Origin of the sequence: Paenibacillus sp. M2 (assembly GCF_046713495.1) — a bacterium.
GTDB lineage: Bacteria > Bacillota > Bacilli > Paenibacillales > Paenibacillaceae > Paenibacillus > Paenibacillus amylolyticus_B.
The window spans coordinates 6,524,564-6,542,447 of sequence record NZ_CP169648.1 but is presented as its reverse complement, the minus strand read 5'-3'; the positions used below and the strand labels follow the sequence as shown (position 1 = coordinate 6,542,447).

Genomic DNA, 17,884 nt, shown 5'->3' with positions numbered 1-17,884 from the left:
AGTTAAGTCTAGGGCTAAATGGTCATTGAAGGGAATATTTCATATTATTTATACGGCTCATGAATTCAGATTTTGATTTAATATATTATAAGGCATATGAATAAATCCAAAATGAATGGGGTAAAGCAATGTATACATCAAAATCAATACTGAATCTTCAAACAATTCAATCAGCTGAACAAACTGAAGCAGCATTAAAGAAGCATGAAGGATGGTTTTATAAATATAATTTCTCTAATGGTATTTCTACTAATTTGGATAATGAATTAATAAATACAATTCATCAAACTAGAGCAGATATTATTTTTCCATATTTAGATGGTTTTTTTGGAGGTAAATGGAAGGATGTTAAATGTCTTGATATCGCCTGTAACCAAGGTTGGTTTGCCTCTCAAATCGCAATAAGAGGGGCTTCAGAGGTAATTGGATTTGATATTCGAAATGAACATCTAAATAAAGCAAACGAAATCAAAGAAATAGCAAATATTCAAAATATCTCTTATGTTAACAAAAACCTGTTTGATATAAAAGATAATGAATTTGGAACATTCGATCTTACTCTTTTCTTGGGCTTACTTTATCATTTAGAAAATCCAATCGGAGCACTTAGAAAAGTTAGATCTCTAACTAGTAAAATGTGTGTTATCGAAACTCAAGTAACAAGAACTATGCCTAATTCACAGATATTAAATGGATCAGATACAAGCCTTAAAACGGGTAGTAGCATGGGAGTTTATACGTCAGATAAAAATCATGTTCAAGATGATCTGTCTATTGTAATAGTACCTACATTAGATGCGTTGTATCAAATGTTGTATGCAGTTGGATTTGATCGAATATACCTTGCAGTACCTCCTAAAGCAATGTATGACCAGTATTCAGACTTTGATAGAGTGATTTTATTTGCACAAGTTTTATAGATCGAAACAATTTCTTTTTGATGTAGCTCTTTTTAAGTTTAATAGAAGCTAAATATAGCCCAAGATTAGATCGCTCTAATCTTGGGCTATTAACTTTGAAACTTAGAAATTTAATTCAGCAATTCGTTTAATTTCGTCTGCTTCACTAGGCGAGATGGCAGTCAGCTTATTGTATAGAGCTTCATCTAGTTTATATTCCCTTTTGAGCGAAGCAAGGTACCAACGAGCAATTTCACGATTCGTCTCATCCGTCAGGTCTTCGGCAATTCCCGTTTTAAGTAATGCCGTAGCTCCTGAAGAATCGTTAGACATATACTTCATTTTCCCCGCGTTGAGAATCATGGTTGAGGTGACTTGGAATGGCTGGCCTTGAAGCTGTCCTTTAGGGAGGGTTTTAAGGTGCTCCACTCCGTCTACTACATGCTGATATGCGGCGATTCCCGAAGTGAAATAGGCATTCTTTTTTGTACTATCCCCTTGTCCAAGTGCTTGATAGCCTAAGTCAAAAGAACGGCCAATCAACTGATCATACCAGTTCATATCCCAGATATAGTTGCTCGCATATTCTTTTCGTAGCGTATATGCCTGGTCATTTTCACCCTTCAATTCGTATATGCCGATGAGTTGTTTTACCATACCTTTATTATATGGTTCTGCTTCGAGACCACGTTGCAGCAATTGCACGGCTGCTGTGTAGAATTGCTCATCTTTCGTTTGCGTGTAGCCTTGTTGATAAAGGGTTGCCAAAAGCATTAGTGAATCCGGATGTGTACTGCGTATGGACAAATCCTTGTCCAGTGGCGCTTTGATTTGTTGGAAATCCTGACTGCTCCTTGCGAGCTCGTTACCTTCAATGGCATAATGATTAGCTTGTAAGAATCGAACAGAAACAATGAGAAGCACAATGATAGCTATTCCAGCAACTATACTGTAAACTCCGCGAGCCGTAGCTTCTCCCATTTTTAAACGACGAGTTGGTTGAGGCTCGATCGCCGCAGTCATGCCTCCAAGACCAAGGAATACCAACATTCCAATAAAGACATAACTCATGTTGAAATCAAGAAGACTCAACACGAGGATTGACATGGAAAGAATAAAGTAAACGAAATGTGATTCGCGTTCCTCTTCATTCCGTCTGACATATGATCGTATATATTGATAAAAGACATAAAGTAAAAATGCCATAAATACTATAAATCCTAAGAGGCCAACCTCAACAAGGTACTGCATGAAAAAGTTATGTGCTTGAGCACTGACATAAGGGTTGTTCTGATACTTTTCATACAATGCAGTCCATGCTCCGCCACCTGCCCCAATTACAGGGTAGTCTGCAAATAGTTTCGTAGCATCTTTGTAGAATGTGATGCGTTCTAGCACACTGTGTTGCTGGAAGTTGATATTCTCCAGTCGTGTGCTAATACTGTCCGGCAAAATGTTTCTTACGCTCGTACCGAGCAGAAGCACAGCAATAACAACGGTTAGAACTACTGAACCTAGCGGAATCCATACACTGGATGCTTTTCGAGCTGACCAAGATTGAAGCTTGGCTTCAAGTCTAGCGGCTACAAAGCGCTGGATAGCCCAACACAACAAGGCAACAACAAGCGAGGCACCGATAAGAATCGCCCAGCTCTTAGCTGCAAGAGAACCTGTGAACTGCTTTTGTAACTCAAGTCCTGCAGTATTCAATGGATTTAAAACCAGCAAAGTGCCAACTGCCGATACCCCGCAATAGATAAACCACAGAATTTGTTTGGCTGGTTTAAGCAGAAGTAACAGGATAACGAATACGATAGGCAACATTACAAGTCCTGTACGCGAGAGTGTTAGCAGCAACGACAGGATAATGGGAACAATCATAAAGCCATGTAAAAGTTGTGTAAATAATCTTTTGGAACGAATCATGCTGAAGATCGAAATAAACAGAAATGCCATTAGAAATGCTGCGTATGTATTGGGATACTGAAACACGGATGCAAGCCTTGCACCGTTGGAGTCATTCCAGATTGCCTGGTTGTATACACCATTGATTACGCCTGCGGAAAACCATCCAACGAGTTTACCTGCGAATCTAAAGGCTCCTAGCCAATTTAACAAACCAAATCCTACAATAACATATGCAATTCCTATTAAGGAAGATTGTATGATATGATTGATTTTGTTGTTTTGAAGCAGGTACATTGTCATCACAAAAATCATGGCATAAATACATTGGATGAGAATCATATTATTGGCCAAGTATTCTGATGCTCCATTAATTAGTGATAGTACATAGGTAAGAGGGAGTAATATAACGGCTACTTTGAGCCAATCTTGCTGTGTTTCTAATTTCATCTGCTTAAAGTAGATAGCCACCCAAAGGATGAACAGGAGGGTTGTAATGGCAACAGCCCAATAAATGGGTGCCTCAAATTGCAGCAATTGACCATTAAATAGCGCAACTTGGAACGCGGACCAGAGTAAAAATAAGATAAGCCCTGTGGACAAAGACCATAGAAGCGTCGATGTCGAGTTGGGCGTAGCTTTACTCGACGATTTCATTTGTTTCCCGTATACTGGATTCGACAAGGTTTGATTCTCCTTTTCTGGTAGATACGACATTATTCTATCACATGATCATTATGCTGTACCACTCGATTAAAATGAGCTAAGTGAGGAACTTAAAATATGTATGCTGAATTTATAAAGATGAGACGGCTGATTTTTGATTTGGCTAGAAATGATTTCAAAAAAAGATATCTCGGATCTTATTTTGGTGCTGTATGGGCATTTATTCAACCATTAGTGACAATCCTTTTGTTTTGGTTTGTGTTTCAGGTCGGATTTAGGTCAACTCCTGTAGATGATGCACCATTCATACTGTGGTTAATATGTGCTATGATCCCCTGGAATTTCTTCTCGGATGCTTTTCAGACGGCAACTACATCAGTAACTGACAATAGTTACCTTGTTAAGAAGGTTGTTTTCAAATTAGAGATACTGCCAATTATTCGTATTTGTTCTTCATTGTTTGTACATTTGTTTTTTTTGCTTTTTCTTGTACTGATGTTTTCTATATATAAATATGAATTTACATTATATTATCTACAAATATTCTATTATCTGGGTGCTACATTATTTCTTGTTTTAGGGTTATCTTGGATTACCAGCTCAGTAATTTTGTTTTTTAAGGATATCGGACAGATTGTGGCTTTGATCGTTCAATTTGGCTTTTGGTTAACACCAATTATGTACCCTTTAAAAATGATTCCAGAAAAATATATGTTTCTATTTAAGGCTAATCCTATGTACTACATCACCGATGGGTACCGAAGAATTTTTATTTATCGTCAATGGTTTTGGCAAGATCTAAAGTTAACGATTTATTTTTGGTCGTTTACACTTCTTACACTTATAGTAGGATACTTTTTATATCGTAAACTTAAACCGCATTTTGCTGATGTTCTTTAAAGGTGGATTATAATGAACAATTATGTAATTGAAGCTAAAGGCTTGACCAAACAATACAAATTGTATGATAAACCAGTGGATCGTTTAAAGGAAGCTTTACATTTTACAAACAAAGTTTATCATAAAAAATTTACTGCACTAGATCATCTTGACTTTCATGTGACTAAGGGTGAATGTTTGGGTGTTATTGGAAAAAATGGATCGGGTAAATCTACACTGCTTAAAATGATTACAGGGGTACTCACTCCATCCTCTGGTTCCTTGATGGTTCAAGGTAGCATTTCTGCACTGCTAGAGTTAGGTGCAGGATTTAATCCTGAACTTACTGGAATGGAGAATATATTTCTGAATGGCACGATTATGGGCTTTTCTAGAGAAGAAATGCAAAAGAAGCTAGAGGGGATTTTGGAATTCGCAGACATTGGTGAATTTATCTACCAACCCGTTAAAACATACTCCAGTGGCATGTTTGTAAGACTAGCATTTGCAGTAGCTATAAATGTGGATCCCGATATATTGATTGTAGATGAAGCACTTAGTGTAGGTGATATACGTTTTCAACAGAAATGTTACAGGAAAATTGATGAGTTAAAACAAACAAAGACCATCTTGTTTGTAACGCATGATATGTCTGTAATCAACAAGTATTGTGATCGGGTTATTTGGATTAATGAAGGAAAGCTTATAGAAGAAGGGATACCAAGGAATGTATCAAAAAAATACCAAGCTTTTATGATTGGAGCTAATTATAAAAAACTTGAGGCTGATGAACTTTCGAATTCTATAGAACAGTTTAAAGGTTCTTCAAAGTCACATATAGTTGATCCACTACACGGTGATCTCGATATGATGGGTGATGAAAAAGCGATGATTACTGGGATTTCAATGGTTGAAACTGACAGTCAAGAGAAAGTTGCTCTTGTTGAAGTTGAACAGGAAGTGGAAGTTTTGATTCGACTGAATATCAAAGAGACTATTGAACACCCCATCATTGGTTTTTCAATTAAAGATCGGCTTGGTAATATTATTTTTCAAACAAACAACTATATTTTAGGGTATGAAATCGAATCACTTCAGCCGGGAGAAGGATACGTTTTTAACTTTGCTTTTCGATTCCCGAGCCTTAATCATGGAGCTTATACAATATCTCCTGCAATTGCTTCTGGTTCTCAACAAGAACATAAACAACACAGTTGGGTCCATGATGCTTTATTGGTGGAGGTGTTACCCACTGGCTATGAATCGGTTAGTGGTATTCTGTGTTTAAATGATATTTCTTTTTCAGCAATTGTATAGAAAGTGGGGAGGATACATTTGAAATTTACGGGGGAGCGTTTTATACCTGATGAATCAGATGAAGAATTAGAGATTGAGCATACACAAAGATACAGAATGCTCGATCAATTAGTTGAAAATAAATTAGTTTTGGATGCTGCATGTGGCGAAGGATATGGTTCTTTTCTGCTAACTAATTCGGCATCTAAGGTCATTGGTGTAGACATCGATTTGGAGACTATCAATCATGCTAAGAAAAAATATGTTAAGGATAACCTTGAATATTATATCGCGAGCATAGATCATATGCCTTTTCCTGATCAGTCTTTTGATATCATTGTCTCATTTGAAACGTTAGAACACGTAGATGAACAAACTCAGTTATCATTTTTAAAAGAGGTTCGAAGGTTGTTGAAGGAAGATGGAACTTTCATTATTTCTACTCCAAACAAAAAATATTATTCTGATCAAAGAGGGTACAGTAACGAATTTCATGTGAAAGAATTATATAAAGAGGAATTTAATGAACTTCTTAAGAGTCAATTCCTCACTGTGAATATAGTCTCTCAGAGGTTTGAAGTGGTATCTATAATTGATAATCCTTTGACCTCAGCAGAGGCTAAGTTTGTTGTACAAGAGCGAAAGGGAAATGAGGAGTACTACGAAAAGTATATGATTGCATTTTGTTCCAATGATTCTCAAAGAGCTAAGCCTATAAATTCTGTTAGTGTTCAATCGAGACAATATGGAAATTTAGTGGAACGTATTAACACTCTACAAGAGGAAGTAGGAGAACGGAATAATCATATTGAAATTCAAAATAAGGAAATTGAATTTTTGAGAGAAAAATATACTGAACTTGAATCTATTCGTAGCAAAACCGTAGAAATGAAGAATGCGACAAAAGATCTAACTAGCGAATTGAAGTACTATGAAAAAGAAAATAAAGATAATGAGAAGAAATTGAATGAGCTTAACGACGCTCTACAGAAATTGGAGGAAAAACTTCAAGGTTCAGAAAAAGGAAGAGTAGATTTATTACAGCAGGTGAGTGAACTATTAGTACAAATTGAGAATCAAAAAGGGCATATTGAATTATTACTTCAAGAAGAGCGGGTACTCCAAAATATTTATAAATCAAGTGGTTGGAAGGTTTTAAATCGTTATTATCGTTTGAGAGATAGTTTAGTTCCTATGAATAGTAAGCGGCGTATGTTGCTGAAGCTTACCAAGATGACTATCAAGAAACCTCAATTAATGTTATCTGCTTTTAATCGGGGTAATTTTCGAAAACTAAAATATTACCTGAAATCTGAAGGCACGGGTCGACTCAACGGAAGAATTGATAGTTACATCAATAAACATGAAGAAGAAGTGCTTCCGTCTCTTAGAGCATCAGAACCTGATATTACTGAGTATGTTCATTTGGATTTTCCGATTGAAAGAAATCCAAAAGTTTCAATTGTTATCCCCGTTTACAACCAATGGAAGTATACGTATCTTTGTTTGGCCTCCATTCTTGAAAACACTCCAGATGTATCTTATGAAATTATCATAGCAGACGATATGTCGAGTGATGAGACAAAGAACATACATGATTATGTTTCAAATGTTAATGTAGTAAGAGATGGCATAAATCGAGGTTTTCTACTCAACTGTAATCATGCTGCAACATCTGCAAGAGGAGAATATTTATTTTTCCTCAATAATGACACGAAAGTACAACCTAACTGGTTAAGTTCTCTGGTTGATTTAATGGATTCAGATTCACAAATTGGTATGGCAGGATCAAAGTTAGTCTATCCTGACGGCAGGCAGCAAGAGGCTGGCGGGATAATTTGGAGTGATGCGAGTGGATGGAATTATGGAAGATTAGACGACCCGCACAAACCGGAGTACAACTATGTGAAATCTGTTGACTATATTTCTGGAGCAGCAATTTTAGTTAAACATGAATTATGGAAAAAACTTGGTGGATTTGATGAGCGTTATGTGCCTGCTTATTTTGAAGATACAGATCTAGCATTTTCAATTCGAGATTTGGGTTACAAAGTTGTTTTTCAACCTAAGTCTATTATCATTCACTTCGAAGGAATATCTCATGGAACGGACACCAATAGTGGAATTAAAAGTTATCAAGTCACAAACAAAGAAAAGTTTTTGCAGAAATGGGAGTCAGTACTTAAGCAAGAACATTTCTCAAATGCGGAACATATCTTCTGGGCTAGGGATCGAAGTAGAGATAAAAAAACAATTGTTGTTGTAGACCATTATGTGCCGCACTTCGATAAAGATGCGGGAGGGAGAGCGACATATTATTACTTGAAGTTATTTGTATCCATGGGCTTTCATGTGATTTTCATTGGTGATAACTTCTTCAAGCATGAACCTTATACCTCTAATTTACAATCAATGGGGATTGAAGTTCTGTATGGAGACTATTATTCAAAAAATATTGACAAATGGATAAAAAATAATGGTGCCTATATTGATTATGTTTATCTCAATCGTCCACACATCTCTATAAAATATATTGAAATCTTCCGTAAAAGTACTTCTGCAAAAATTATTTATTTCGGTCATGATCTCCATTACGTTAGAGAAATGAGAAATTATGAATTAACGGGAAATAGAAGTCTTTTGAAGTCCTCTGAAGAATGGAAAAAAACAGAGTTTTCACTCTTTGATAATGCTGATGTTATTCACGTTGTAGGTTCTTATGAACAAGAATTACTACAAAATGAATTTCCTGATAAACCGGTAAGAAATATACCTTTATTTCCATATGAAAGTTCATATTATCCAACTGACAAGCTTAATGGGTTTGATAATAGAAAAGATTTATTGTTTGTAGGTGGCTTTAATCACACACCTAATTATGATGGAATTATCTGGTTCCTAGATGAGATCTTCGCTAGCATCAAACAGAGTATTCCAAGCATAAAACTTTATATTGTAGGATCGAATCCTCCAGAGGATTTGAAAGCAAGATCTAACGAGGATGTAATCATTACGGGGTTTGTATCCGATGAAGAACTTGAAAGACATTATAATCAGTCCAGACTTGTAGTTGTTCCTTTACGTTATGGAGCCGGTGTCAAAGGAAAAGTAGTGGAAGCGATGTATTATCAAGTTCCCGTTGTTACAACTTCAATCGGTTCAGAAGGACTTGAAGATTCTGAGAAAGTGATGATGATCGTCAATGATGCTCAACATTTTGCTAATTCCGTTATTCGACTGTATCAAGACGAAATGATGTGGAATGCTTGTTCCAGAGAAGCAGTCCAGTATGTAGAAAAATACTTTACGAGAGAAGCAGCTAGTAATATTCTAGCTCTCGATTTTGAAGACTAGGAGATACCGATATGATTAATGTTGTGTTATGCGGAGGGAATGGCACCCGGTTATGGCCACTGTCTCGGACGCTGTATCCTAAACAATTTAATAAAATGATGGGAGACCGCTCTTTATTCCAAATGACTGTGGAGAGAAACACTTCCCTGTGTGATCAAACATATATTGTATCTAATGAAGAACAGTATTTTCTGGCTTTGGATCATCTTAATGAGCTTGAGATGAAAGCAGATAAGTTTATATTGGAGCCGGTCGGCCGGAATACCGCGCCGGCTATCGCTCTGGCTTGTTTTGCTGCAGAAGAAGACGATTTAGTGCTTGTTACTCCATCTGATCATGTTGTTCAAAATCAAGAAGCATACAATCGATGTCTTGAAAATGCCAAAGACCTGGCTCTTGAGGGGTATATGGTGACATTTGGGATCAATCCAAATTATCCGGAAACAGGTTATGGTTACATAGAAGCAGATGGACAGGATGTAGTTTCTTTTAAAGAAAAACCGGATCATTTAACTGCTGAAAGATATCTACGATCAGGAAACTATTATTGGAATAGTGGTATGTTTTTATTTAAAGCAGGTGTGTTTCTCAAAGAGTTGCAACTCTCCGATGAGGAAATCTTCCATAAATCACGCTTAGCTTTTAATGATGCAACTACACATCATGACACAATACGTATACCACGAGAAAAAATGGAATCTATACCATCCAATAGCGTTGATTATGCTGTAATGGAGCACAGCTCAAATGTAAAAGTCATCTCTTCTGACATTGGGTGGTCTGATCTAGGTAGTTTTGAGGCCCTATATGAACAATTACCCCAAGATGAAGCGGGTAATTCCTTGACTGATCATTATATTCAAGTTAACTCTTCTAGAAATCTCGTTATATCGAATGACAGGCTTATTGCAACAATTGATGTAGAAGATTTGATGATTGTAGATACGCCAGATGCATTGATGATATCCAGACAAGGTTCTTCTCAAAAAGTAAAAGAAGTTGTGAATGAATTAAAGTTAAGAAAATCTAATCTATGCGATAATCATGTTACTGCTTATAGGCCTTGGGGAAATCATACAGAACTGGATGTTTCATCGAATTACAAGATAAAAAAAGTCGTAGTGAAGCCAGGAGAAAGGCTCAGCATGCAAAAACATTTTCATCGTAATGAGCACTGGATCGTGGTCAGCGGTACAGCGTTAATTACAGTGAATGGGCAACAATCTCTGCTTAGAAGAAATGAATCTTCTTTCATTCAGATGGGTGACGAGCATACCGTTGAGAATCCAGGGAAGATCGATTTACATTTGATTGAAGTTCAAGTTGGGGAGTATGTTGGGGAAGATGATGTTGTGAGAAATCAATAATCAATAGAAAAGGGTGGGGAATTGAGGCTTGTAAACTTCAAATCCAAATTTTTTTGGCTATCTTTTGTTTTAATTGTAGCAAGTTTAGTATTTAATATTGCTTCTGTTAAAAATATCCTTATTAATGTGTATAAGTGGCATGCTATTCAGCCTGAAACTGTCCAAGGTGGTATAGAACTAATATTCTTTTTTTTAGTGATATATTTCTTTATATTGAAATTTAAAGAAAGACTATACTTGAAGTATGTTCCACTTGTTGTAATTGCTGTTTATTTACAACTTCATCAAGTGTTATTACCTGCTATTTTAGCAGTCATCTATTTCGAAATAATTATTTCACTTGGCTTTTTTATTATGAGTTTTTCTAAGTTGCGCTACAAAGTACGTTCATTAAAACTATACTTAGTTGCATTTTTGATTGGTTTTGTATGTTGGAGCTTAATGGCTCTCATACTTTCAGGATTAGGGTTCGGCACAATTAATGATTTAAGATTACTGACTTTATTTTTAGCAGTCTTTGGTTTAATTAAATGGAATACTCCAATGTTTGTTTATATCTATAAACAAGGATTGTCCTTTAATCGAATTATTATGACAGGGTTCACATTTGTGATCATTCTTCTTATGACACAGTTTGCAAAAACAAATAGAGCTCTAGATTATGATTCAATTTGGTATGGATTAAGGCCAGAGGAGGTTCTTGTAGGTAAACACTCTTTTTTTGATAACCTTGGACTTACTATGGTAGTTCACTACTATCCCAAGTTATTTGAACTATTCGCACTTCCTCTTTCAGGATTAGGAGATTTTAGTTTTATACTGTCTATCAACATTATGTTATATGCATTATTATTGTTAGTTGTTTTCAAATTCACTAAAGATATAACTAATAATAATAATTTTAGTTGTCTGGCAACTGTAGCTTTAGGGAGTATCCCAGCTATTTCTAATATGGCATCAACTGCTAAGACCGATATGTTTTCATCTTTATTTATTTTAGCTGCGGCTTACAGTCTATGGTTGTGGTATAAAGAAAGATCTACTTGGGCTTTTTTAATCGCAATCTCACTATCGTTAATTTCTTTTGGTGGAAAAATAACCAGTTTAATGTATATCCCTTTACTGTTTCTAGGTTACGGTATGGCTTACCTAATTAATCGTAGAGGTGACACGGGGAGAAGATTTTTTGAAAAAACGGAAAACACGAAGAAAGCAATCTTCTTGTTGATAAGCTCCATATGTGTATTCCTTGGTATAACATTTAGAACTTATGAATTAACTGGATATCCATTTTATCCAATAATGAAAAATTTTTGGAGTCGTTTGGGATTTGAAGGGAAGTATCCCTTTACAGATAATTCCCAAGATTTCATTCTTAGTGATCAAAAGAATTTTCTAAATCATTGGTATAAAATTCTTTTTGATCCAGCCGGATATAATCACTATATTATGGTTTGGCCCAGTAATATATACTTGTTCTTTTGGATTTTTAGTATCGTATTTATCATTCTTTTTAGAAAAAAACTGACCAAGAACAGTTATTTTTTATTGATAGCTTTTTTACCTACATTCATATCAGCAGTTTACAATATTATGAGCTTTCCGCAAGGAGGAGATGGTAATTACTATATACCGGTTATTTTGTTTTCAGGAATATCATTCATTGCTCTAATTGCAAACCTTGACATTAATCTCAAGAAAGTAGTAGTGTTCTGTTTACTTTTATTTATTCCAGTGCAGTCGTATATAATGTTGGTTTCTCATTTTTCTTGGAGTTGGGGGACATCTAAATTTTCTACTAACCTCTTGAAAACAAATTTTGAAACAAATGAGAACAAACTTCAACTGTTTCAAAACGAAGGGGTACTGGAAATAGAAAAAGAACTTAGATTCCGTGGGAACAATAATAACTGTATAGGTTTATTACAGTATGATGGACAAGAACAAACACTTAATCAGCTATCATGTAGGTATGAAGATATTCCGCATATGAGTTCAAGATATGGAAATCTAAATTTATTTAATTCAGTAGATAATTTCAAAAAATATCTTTTATGGGCAAATGTTAAATTCATCATTATGCCTAAAATAGATACGGAAGGATACGAGCAAGTAAAAAGTGTTATTGATGAATTAGAAAGTAAAGGTAATGCAAGACGTATTGATTCAACTAATTTTTATATGATAGAAATCAATCAAGAGGATATTCATCAATTAACAGGAATACAAGATTCTTTTTTTAATGCGTCACTTTTAAAAGGTTGGTATCCTAAAGAAAATAGCTATCGTTGGATTTCAAAAGAAGCTATAGGAGATTTCCAAAGTGGTGATGAGGGAGTCTTAACAATTAAAGGTATGGTTCCAGATGAACTAGAAAATATTGAACTTTCTATTCAGGTAAATGACTACAAACTTCCTGTACAAAAATTGAGTAAAGGTAAATTTAATATTCAATTTAATAATCATATTCCTATTAATTCAAAAGTGAGAATAAAGATGGAGATTAATAAATCATTTGTACCTAAAGTTATTGGTTTGAATGGAGATACTAGAGAATTAGGAATAGTTATAACTGACTTTATCTTGAAGTGAATCAAGTTCTACTTTGTGTGATATGAGAGTAAGTAGTTCTACAATCTTCTTTTCTAGTATTCTTTAAATGAAAAGAATATGTATCTATGTTTTTTCTTGAATGAAAAAGTATCTTGCTGTTTGTCAATTAATCTATAAATATATCCTGAATTATATAGTTCTTTAGTTTTAGAAAGTGCTATTCGTAGGAGGAAATTAGTTGTTGTTGAAATACAGGAAAACAGTATACGGGTTAAGTCTGGCAATATCTTTTGTTTTATTTTTCTACTATTTATTGCGTAATTATGATATCAATTATTTTGATGAGATTGGATATATCAATTTTAGTAAGCAAATTTTAGAGGTGGGTTTACTAAACATAAATGAATCTTTAAGGACATATTTATTGCCATTGCTTATTTCCCTCGTTAGAATTTTTACAGGTGTCGAAATTCAATATGCTAAAATAATCATCAGTATTTTACAATATGTATTATATATTTATACAATTTCTATGATTGGTCGATATTTATTTTTGTATACTCAAAACTCTATAATATATTATTCCATTATAGTATTTGGTTTTCTTAATCCATATTTAATACAGTCAACTACATTGCTTCTTACTGATTTGCTTGCTTCCTGTTTAATTACTATATCCATATTTACAACGATATTTAACAGTTTTGATAAGGATAGGTATTATTATATTGTTTTATTTTGTAGCTTTTCAGCAGTTATGGTAAGGCCATCTTCCTTAATTTTGGTTCCTTGCATATTTGCATTATTAATTTTGAGGAAAATAATGCTGAAAGAATTAAGTTACAGTAAAGGGATCTTTGCAGGCCTGATATCGTGCGTTGTATTCATACCACAGTTATATAACAATATTCACAATTATAGTCACTGGACTATATTAATCCATGACAATCTTTATGAATTTCAAAGCAGACTAGCAGCAACATATTTAAAATATGGGACGGTAGTTATACCTGGACAAGTTCCACAACTAGTCTTTCAGACCCCTTTTACTTTTGATGCAGGTACGAATATTTATGATTTAATTTTCAAGAATACCCCTGCCTTTTTGCTAACTTACTTCACACATATTTTTGGTGTATTTGATTGGGGGTACATCGACACATATATTAAGGATTTTTATCCCATTAGTAGGATCGTCGGATCTGTTTTTCTGTATACTTATTGGATTACATCTGTTTATGGAGCCGTATACTTCATTAGAAAGGGAGATTTAGCGAGAAGGGACAGATTTATTCTTTCGAGCATTATGATTCCCTTTGTATTGTATGTTTTGTTTATTGGTACAACAGTAATTGAGTCTAGATTTGGTTACCCATTATTCTTTCTTTTTCTCCCATTTTTCGGTTACGGGGTATATAGTCATTTTATGGTTGTTAAAGAAAAAATGCCTAATATGATCTGGCCAATAATCCGTATTTGCCTAGTATATGTTTTAGTAATAGTTTTAGTGTTTATTCTTTCGTTTTGGCTTGATTCTACTACTGATAGAATTTATTGGTTTAATTACTGAGTAATAGGAGGATTTGTATGAGGAAAAAAGAAGCGACACAAATGGTTAGCGAAATTGTTCGAGTGATTGAGCGAGGTGATGAGAGAGGGTTACTGACTGTTCTTGAGAGTAGTGGAGATATTCCTTTTGAAATTAAAAGGGTATTTTATATCTATGGCACAGCGGAAGGGGTTCGAAGAGGATACCATGCTCATCATAAAACCAGACAAGCATTAGTATGTGTGTCTGGGACGTGCAAGGTTTTTTTGGATAATATTGAACGTAAACTAGACGTTATTTTGGACTCACCGACCAAAATCCTTATACTTGAACCGAATGATTGGCATGAAATGTATGATTTCTCTGCTGATTGTGTACTTTTGGTTCTTGCTTCACATTTATATGACCCTGAAGATTACATTCGTGATTATAATCAATTTAGGGAGGTATATGGCGGATGAGTAGTCATTTTGTGCATCCCCAAGCGATTGTAGAAACTACCGATATTGGAGTCGACACTAGGATATGGGCGTTTGCTCATGTGTTACCAAACGCAAAAATAGGTTCAAACTGTAATATTAACGACCATACATTTATTGAGAATGATGTCGTTATTGGTAATAACGTTACTGTTAAGTCGGGAGTGTACATTTGGGACGGAATTAGAATTGAAGACAATGTTTTTATAGGACCTAATGTTACTTTTACGAATGACCTTAGACCCCGATCTAAACAATACCCGACTGAATTTCTTAAAACCATTCTTGAAGAATGGGCATCTATAGGGGCAAATTCAACTATAATTGCTGGGAATACTATTGGTAAATATGCTATGGTGGGTGCTGGTTCTGTTGTTACTAAAGATGTCCCTAACAATACGCTATGGTATGGGAATCCAGCAGAGTTTAAGAGTTATATCTGTAATTGTGGAGAGAAATTAAATCAATTGTTGGAATGCCCGGAATGTCATAAAAAATATCGTCTTGATCGAAATCTGATTGTTGAGATTTAATACTTCATGGAAATAGGTGACTATAGTGATTCCTTTTTTGGATCTCAAGAAAATAAACTTACGGCATGAGAAGGCACTTATGGACGGAGTACATAAAGTACTTCATTCAGGTTGGTACATTTTAGGTAGTAGCGTAAAAGCTTTTGAAAATGATTTCGCAGAATACTGTGGAACAGAACATTGTGTAGGCGTGGCTAATGGACTGGATGCGCTTGAACTTATTATTCATGGTTATGATATTGGACCTGGTGATGAAGTAATCGTTCCATCAAATACTTATATCGCTTCGATATTGGCGATTTCTGCCAATGGTGCTGTCCCTGTTTTGGTAGAGCCGGAATTACAAACATTTAATCTGGATCCTGCCAAAATAGAAGCACATATCACTCCAAATACGAAAGCAATATTAGTCGTTCATTTGTATGGACAAGCCTGTGATATGAATCCAATTCTCGAAATAGCTAATCGATATAATCTGAAAGTTATCGAAGATTGTGCTCAAGCTCACGGCGCTTTATATGGAGATAAACGAGTTGGGAATTTGGGAGATGCAGCTGCATTCAGTTTTTATCCAGGTAAAAACTTAGGCGCTTTAGGAGACGGCGGGGCGATCACAACAAATGATGAAGAACTGTATAACCGATTAATGGCCCTCCGTAATTATGGCTCACATAAGAAATATGAGAATTTATACAAGGGATACAATAGCAGACTAGACGAACTTCAGGCACCGATATTAAATGAAAAATTAAAATGGCTTGATCAGGACAATGAAAAAAGAAGAGAAATAGCTTCGTATTACTCTGAACATATATTAAATCCAGAAGTGATTTTACCTATTGTACAACATACTTCAAAATCTCATGTATGGCATTTGTTTGTCATTAGAGTGCAGGAACGAAATCACTTCATGGAGTACATGACCAGGAATGGTGTGCAAACAATGATTCATTATCCGATCCCACCTCATAAGCAAGAAGCTTACAGAGAGTGGAGTGATCTTGCATTTCCTATTTCTGAGCAAATTCATGCTGAGGTGGTAAGTCTACCTATAAGTCCAGTTATGGAAATGGAAGAGGTTTTGAGAGTTGTGGAGGTTATAAATGAGTACAGAACGAATTAAATTCTCAATAGTGGTGCCCATTTATTACAATGAGTTGAATATTCCACACACCGTGCCACGGTTGCAAAAACTACAAAATCTTTTGCCAGAGTGTGACTTAGAGTTTGTATTTGTTGATGATGGTTCCAAAGATAAATCATTGGAGTTGCTTCTTGAGGCAAGGGATCAAGATCAACGCATTAAGGTTGTCAAGCTTAGCCGGAACTTCGGCTCGATGGCTGCAATTCAAGCTGGGTTAGCATATGCAACCGGAGATTGTGTTGGAATTATAGCCGCTGACTTACAGGACCCACCTGAAATGTTTAGAGAAATGCTGGATCACTGGAAAATCGGTAAAAAGGTTGTACTTGGAACCAGATCCGATCGTGAAGAATCTTTTTCCCAGAAGCTATTCTCTAATACATATTATTACTTATTAGAGAAACTGGCTTTAAAGGGATATCCTAAAGGTGGATTCGATTTTTTACTAATTGATAAGCAGGTTGTTCAGGAAGTGCTTCAAATCCAGGAAAAGAACACGAATATAATGAGTTTGATCTTTTGGCTTGGACATGATCAAGTTCAAATTCCTTATGTCAGACAAGAGCGTAAGCTAGGCAAGTCAAGATGGACACTAGCCAAAAAAATCAAACTATTCGTTGACTCGTTTGTCAGTTTTTCTTATGCTCCAATCCGATTTATGTCTTTCATTGGATTCTTCACAGCATTGTTCAGCATACTGTATGGACTTTTTGTTGTATTCAGTACGGTATTCGGAATTATTGAGTTACAGGGATGGACAACGATTGTGGCTCTTATTACATTTTTATTAGGAGTTATAATGGTGATGTTGGGAACGATTGGAGAATATCTTTGGAGGATATTAGATGAAAGCAGGGAACGGCCTTCCTATGTTATTGACCAAACATTTGAATAAGGAGTTTTTAAAGTTTTTAATTAGTGGCGGAATAAATACCTTGGCTACTTATCTGATGTATTTATTATTGTTACTTTTCTATAATTACTCTATTTCTTACTCGATATCTTATGTCGCAGGAATTTTTCTGTCGTATTATTTAAATTCTGTATTTGTTTTTAAAGAGAAAATATCATTTCGGAAATTCCTTAAATTTCCGGTCGTATATATAGTACAGTATTTAGTCAATATGTTATTGATGTATATCCTAGTAGAGTATGCTCAAATGCATGCTCAGATTGTGCCCTTGGTTGCTATGGTAATTACTGTTCCAATCACTTTTCTTCTATCAAAAATGATTATAAAAAGCAAATAAATGGAGGCGA

Annotated in this window: 13 protein-coding genes; 12 read left to right on the top strand and 1 reads right to left on the bottom strand. The window is 35.1% G+C overall.

Features of this window, described 5'->3' with window-relative positions; genetic code table 11:
• Positions 1-128 precede the first annotated feature (128 nt).
• A complete protein-coding gene (locus ACETMN_RS29945) occupies positions 129-920 on the top strand; it encodes a class I SAM-dependent methyltransferase (RefSeq protein WP_091013119.1) in 792 nt (263 codons plus the stop codon).
• A gap of 102 nt (positions 921-1,022) precedes the next feature.
• Here ACETMN_RS29945 and ACETMN_RS29940 read toward each other — a convergent pair whose 3' ends face one another.
• On the bottom strand, positions 1,023-3,488 hold the full coding sequence (locus ACETMN_RS29940) for an O-antigen ligase family protein (protein WP_091013122.1): 2,466 nt from the start codon (positions 3,486-3,488) through the stop codon (positions 1,023-1,025).
• Between the two features lie 99 nt (positions 3,489-3,587).
• On the opposite strand from ACETMN_RS29940, the gene ACETMN_RS29935 reads away from it, so the two are divergent.
• The 11 genes from ACETMN_RS29935 (at position 3,588) to ACETMN_RS29885 (ending at position 17,874) form a co-directional block, all read left to right on the top strand.
• Positions 3,588-4,370, top strand: a complete 783-nt coding sequence (locus ACETMN_RS29935) for an ABC transporter permease (protein WP_091013124.1) — start codon at positions 3,588-3,590, stop codon at positions 4,368-4,370.
• A gap of 12 nt (positions 4,371-4,382) precedes the next feature.
• Complete coding sequence (locus tag ACETMN_RS29930; protein WP_091013127.1) at positions 4,383-5,666, top strand: ABC transporter ATP-binding protein; 1,284 nt, start codon at positions 4,383-4,385, stop codon at positions 5,664-5,666.
• An 18-nt stretch (positions 5,667-5,684) separates the two neighbouring features.
• Positions 5,685-8,999, top strand: coding sequence for a glycosyltransferase (locus ACETMN_RS29925; protein WP_091013129.1), 3,315 nt, complete (start codon positions 5,685-5,687; stop codon positions 8,997-8,999).
• Between the two features lie 11 nt (positions 9,000-9,010).
• Positions 9,011-10,366 (top strand): mannose-1-phosphate guanylyltransferase/mannose-6-phosphate isomerase, encoded by a 1,356-nt coding sequence (locus tag ACETMN_RS29920; RefSeq protein WP_091013132.1) that lies wholly within the window; start codon positions 9,011-9,013, stop codon positions 10,364-10,366.
• A gap of 21 nt (positions 10,367-10,387) precedes the next feature.
• Entirely contained in the window at positions 10,388-12,958 is a 2,571-nt protein-coding gene (locus ACETMN_RS29915) for a hypothetical protein (RefSeq protein ID WP_091013135.1), read from the top strand.
• A gap of 199 nt (positions 12,959-13,157) precedes the next feature.
• Positions 13,158-14,489: a hypothetical protein gene (locus ACETMN_RS29910; protein WP_091013138.1), complete on the top strand. Its 1,332-nt coding sequence runs from the start codon at positions 13,158-13,160 to the stop codon at positions 14,487-14,489.
• 17 nt (positions 14,490-14,506) lie between these two features.
• A complete protein-coding gene (locus ACETMN_RS29905) occupies positions 14,507-14,929 on the top strand; it encodes a sugar 3,4-ketoisomerase (protein WP_256974944.1) in 423 nt (140 codons plus the stop codon).
• A complete protein-coding gene (locus ACETMN_RS29900) occupies positions 14,926-15,480 on the top strand; it encodes an acyltransferase (RefSeq protein ID WP_091013141.1) in 555 nt (184 codons plus the stop codon). The genes ACETMN_RS29905 and ACETMN_RS29900 overlap by 4 nt, the downstream gene beginning before the upstream one ends.
• 37 nt (positions 15,481-15,517) lie before the next feature.
• Positions 15,518-16,603, top strand: a complete 1,086-nt coding sequence (locus ACETMN_RS29895; RefSeq protein ID WP_411735477.1) for a DegT/DnrJ/EryC1/StrS family aminotransferase — start codon at positions 15,518-15,520, stop codon at positions 16,601-16,603.
• Positions 16,584-17,519, top strand: coding sequence for a glycosyltransferase family 2 protein (locus ACETMN_RS29890; protein WP_091013146.1), 936 nt, complete (start codon positions 16,584-16,586; stop codon positions 17,517-17,519). Before ACETMN_RS29895 ends, ACETMN_RS29890 begins: the two co-directional genes overlap by 20 nt.
• On the top strand, positions 17,470-17,874 hold the full coding sequence (locus ACETMN_RS29885) for a GtrA family protein (protein ID WP_411735476.1): 405 nt from the start codon (positions 17,470-17,472) through the stop codon (positions 17,872-17,874). Before ACETMN_RS29890 ends, ACETMN_RS29885 begins: the two co-directional genes overlap by 50 nt.
• The last annotated feature ends 10 nt before the right edge of the window (positions 17,875-17,884 follow it).

Excerpts from the sequence above, each read along its gene's own strand:
- ACETMN_RS29900 (WP_091013141.1), top strand. The coding sequence starts at position 14,926 with ATGAGTAGTCATTTTGTGCATCCCCAAGCGATTGTAGAAACTACCGAT.
- ACETMN_RS29905 (WP_256974944.1), top strand. The coding sequence starts at position 14,507 with ATGAGGAAAAAAGAAGCGACACAAATGGTTAGCGAAATTGTTCGAGTG.
- ACETMN_RS29935 (WP_091013124.1), top strand. The coding sequence starts at position 3,588 with ATGTATGCTGAATTTATAAAGATGAGACGGCTGATTTTTGATTTGGCT.
- ACETMN_RS29885 (WP_411735476.1), top strand. The coding sequence starts at position 17,470 with ATGAAAGCAGGGAACGGCCTTCCTATGTTATTGACCAAACATTTGAAT.
- ACETMN_RS29945 (WP_091013119.1), top strand. The coding sequence starts at position 129 with ATGTATACATCAAAATCAATACTGAATCTTCAAACAATTCAATCAGCT.
- ACETMN_RS29930 (WP_091013127.1), top strand. The coding sequence starts at position 4,383 with ATGAACAATTATGTAATTGAAGCTAAAGGCTTGACCAAACAATACAAA.
- ACETMN_RS29920 (WP_091013132.1), top strand. The coding sequence starts at position 9,011 with ATGATTAATGTTGTGTTATGCGGAGGGAATGGCACCCGGTTATGGCCA.
- ACETMN_RS29890 (WP_091013146.1), top strand. The coding sequence starts at position 16,584 with ATGAGTACAGAACGAATTAAATTCTCAATAGTGGTGCCCATTTATTAC.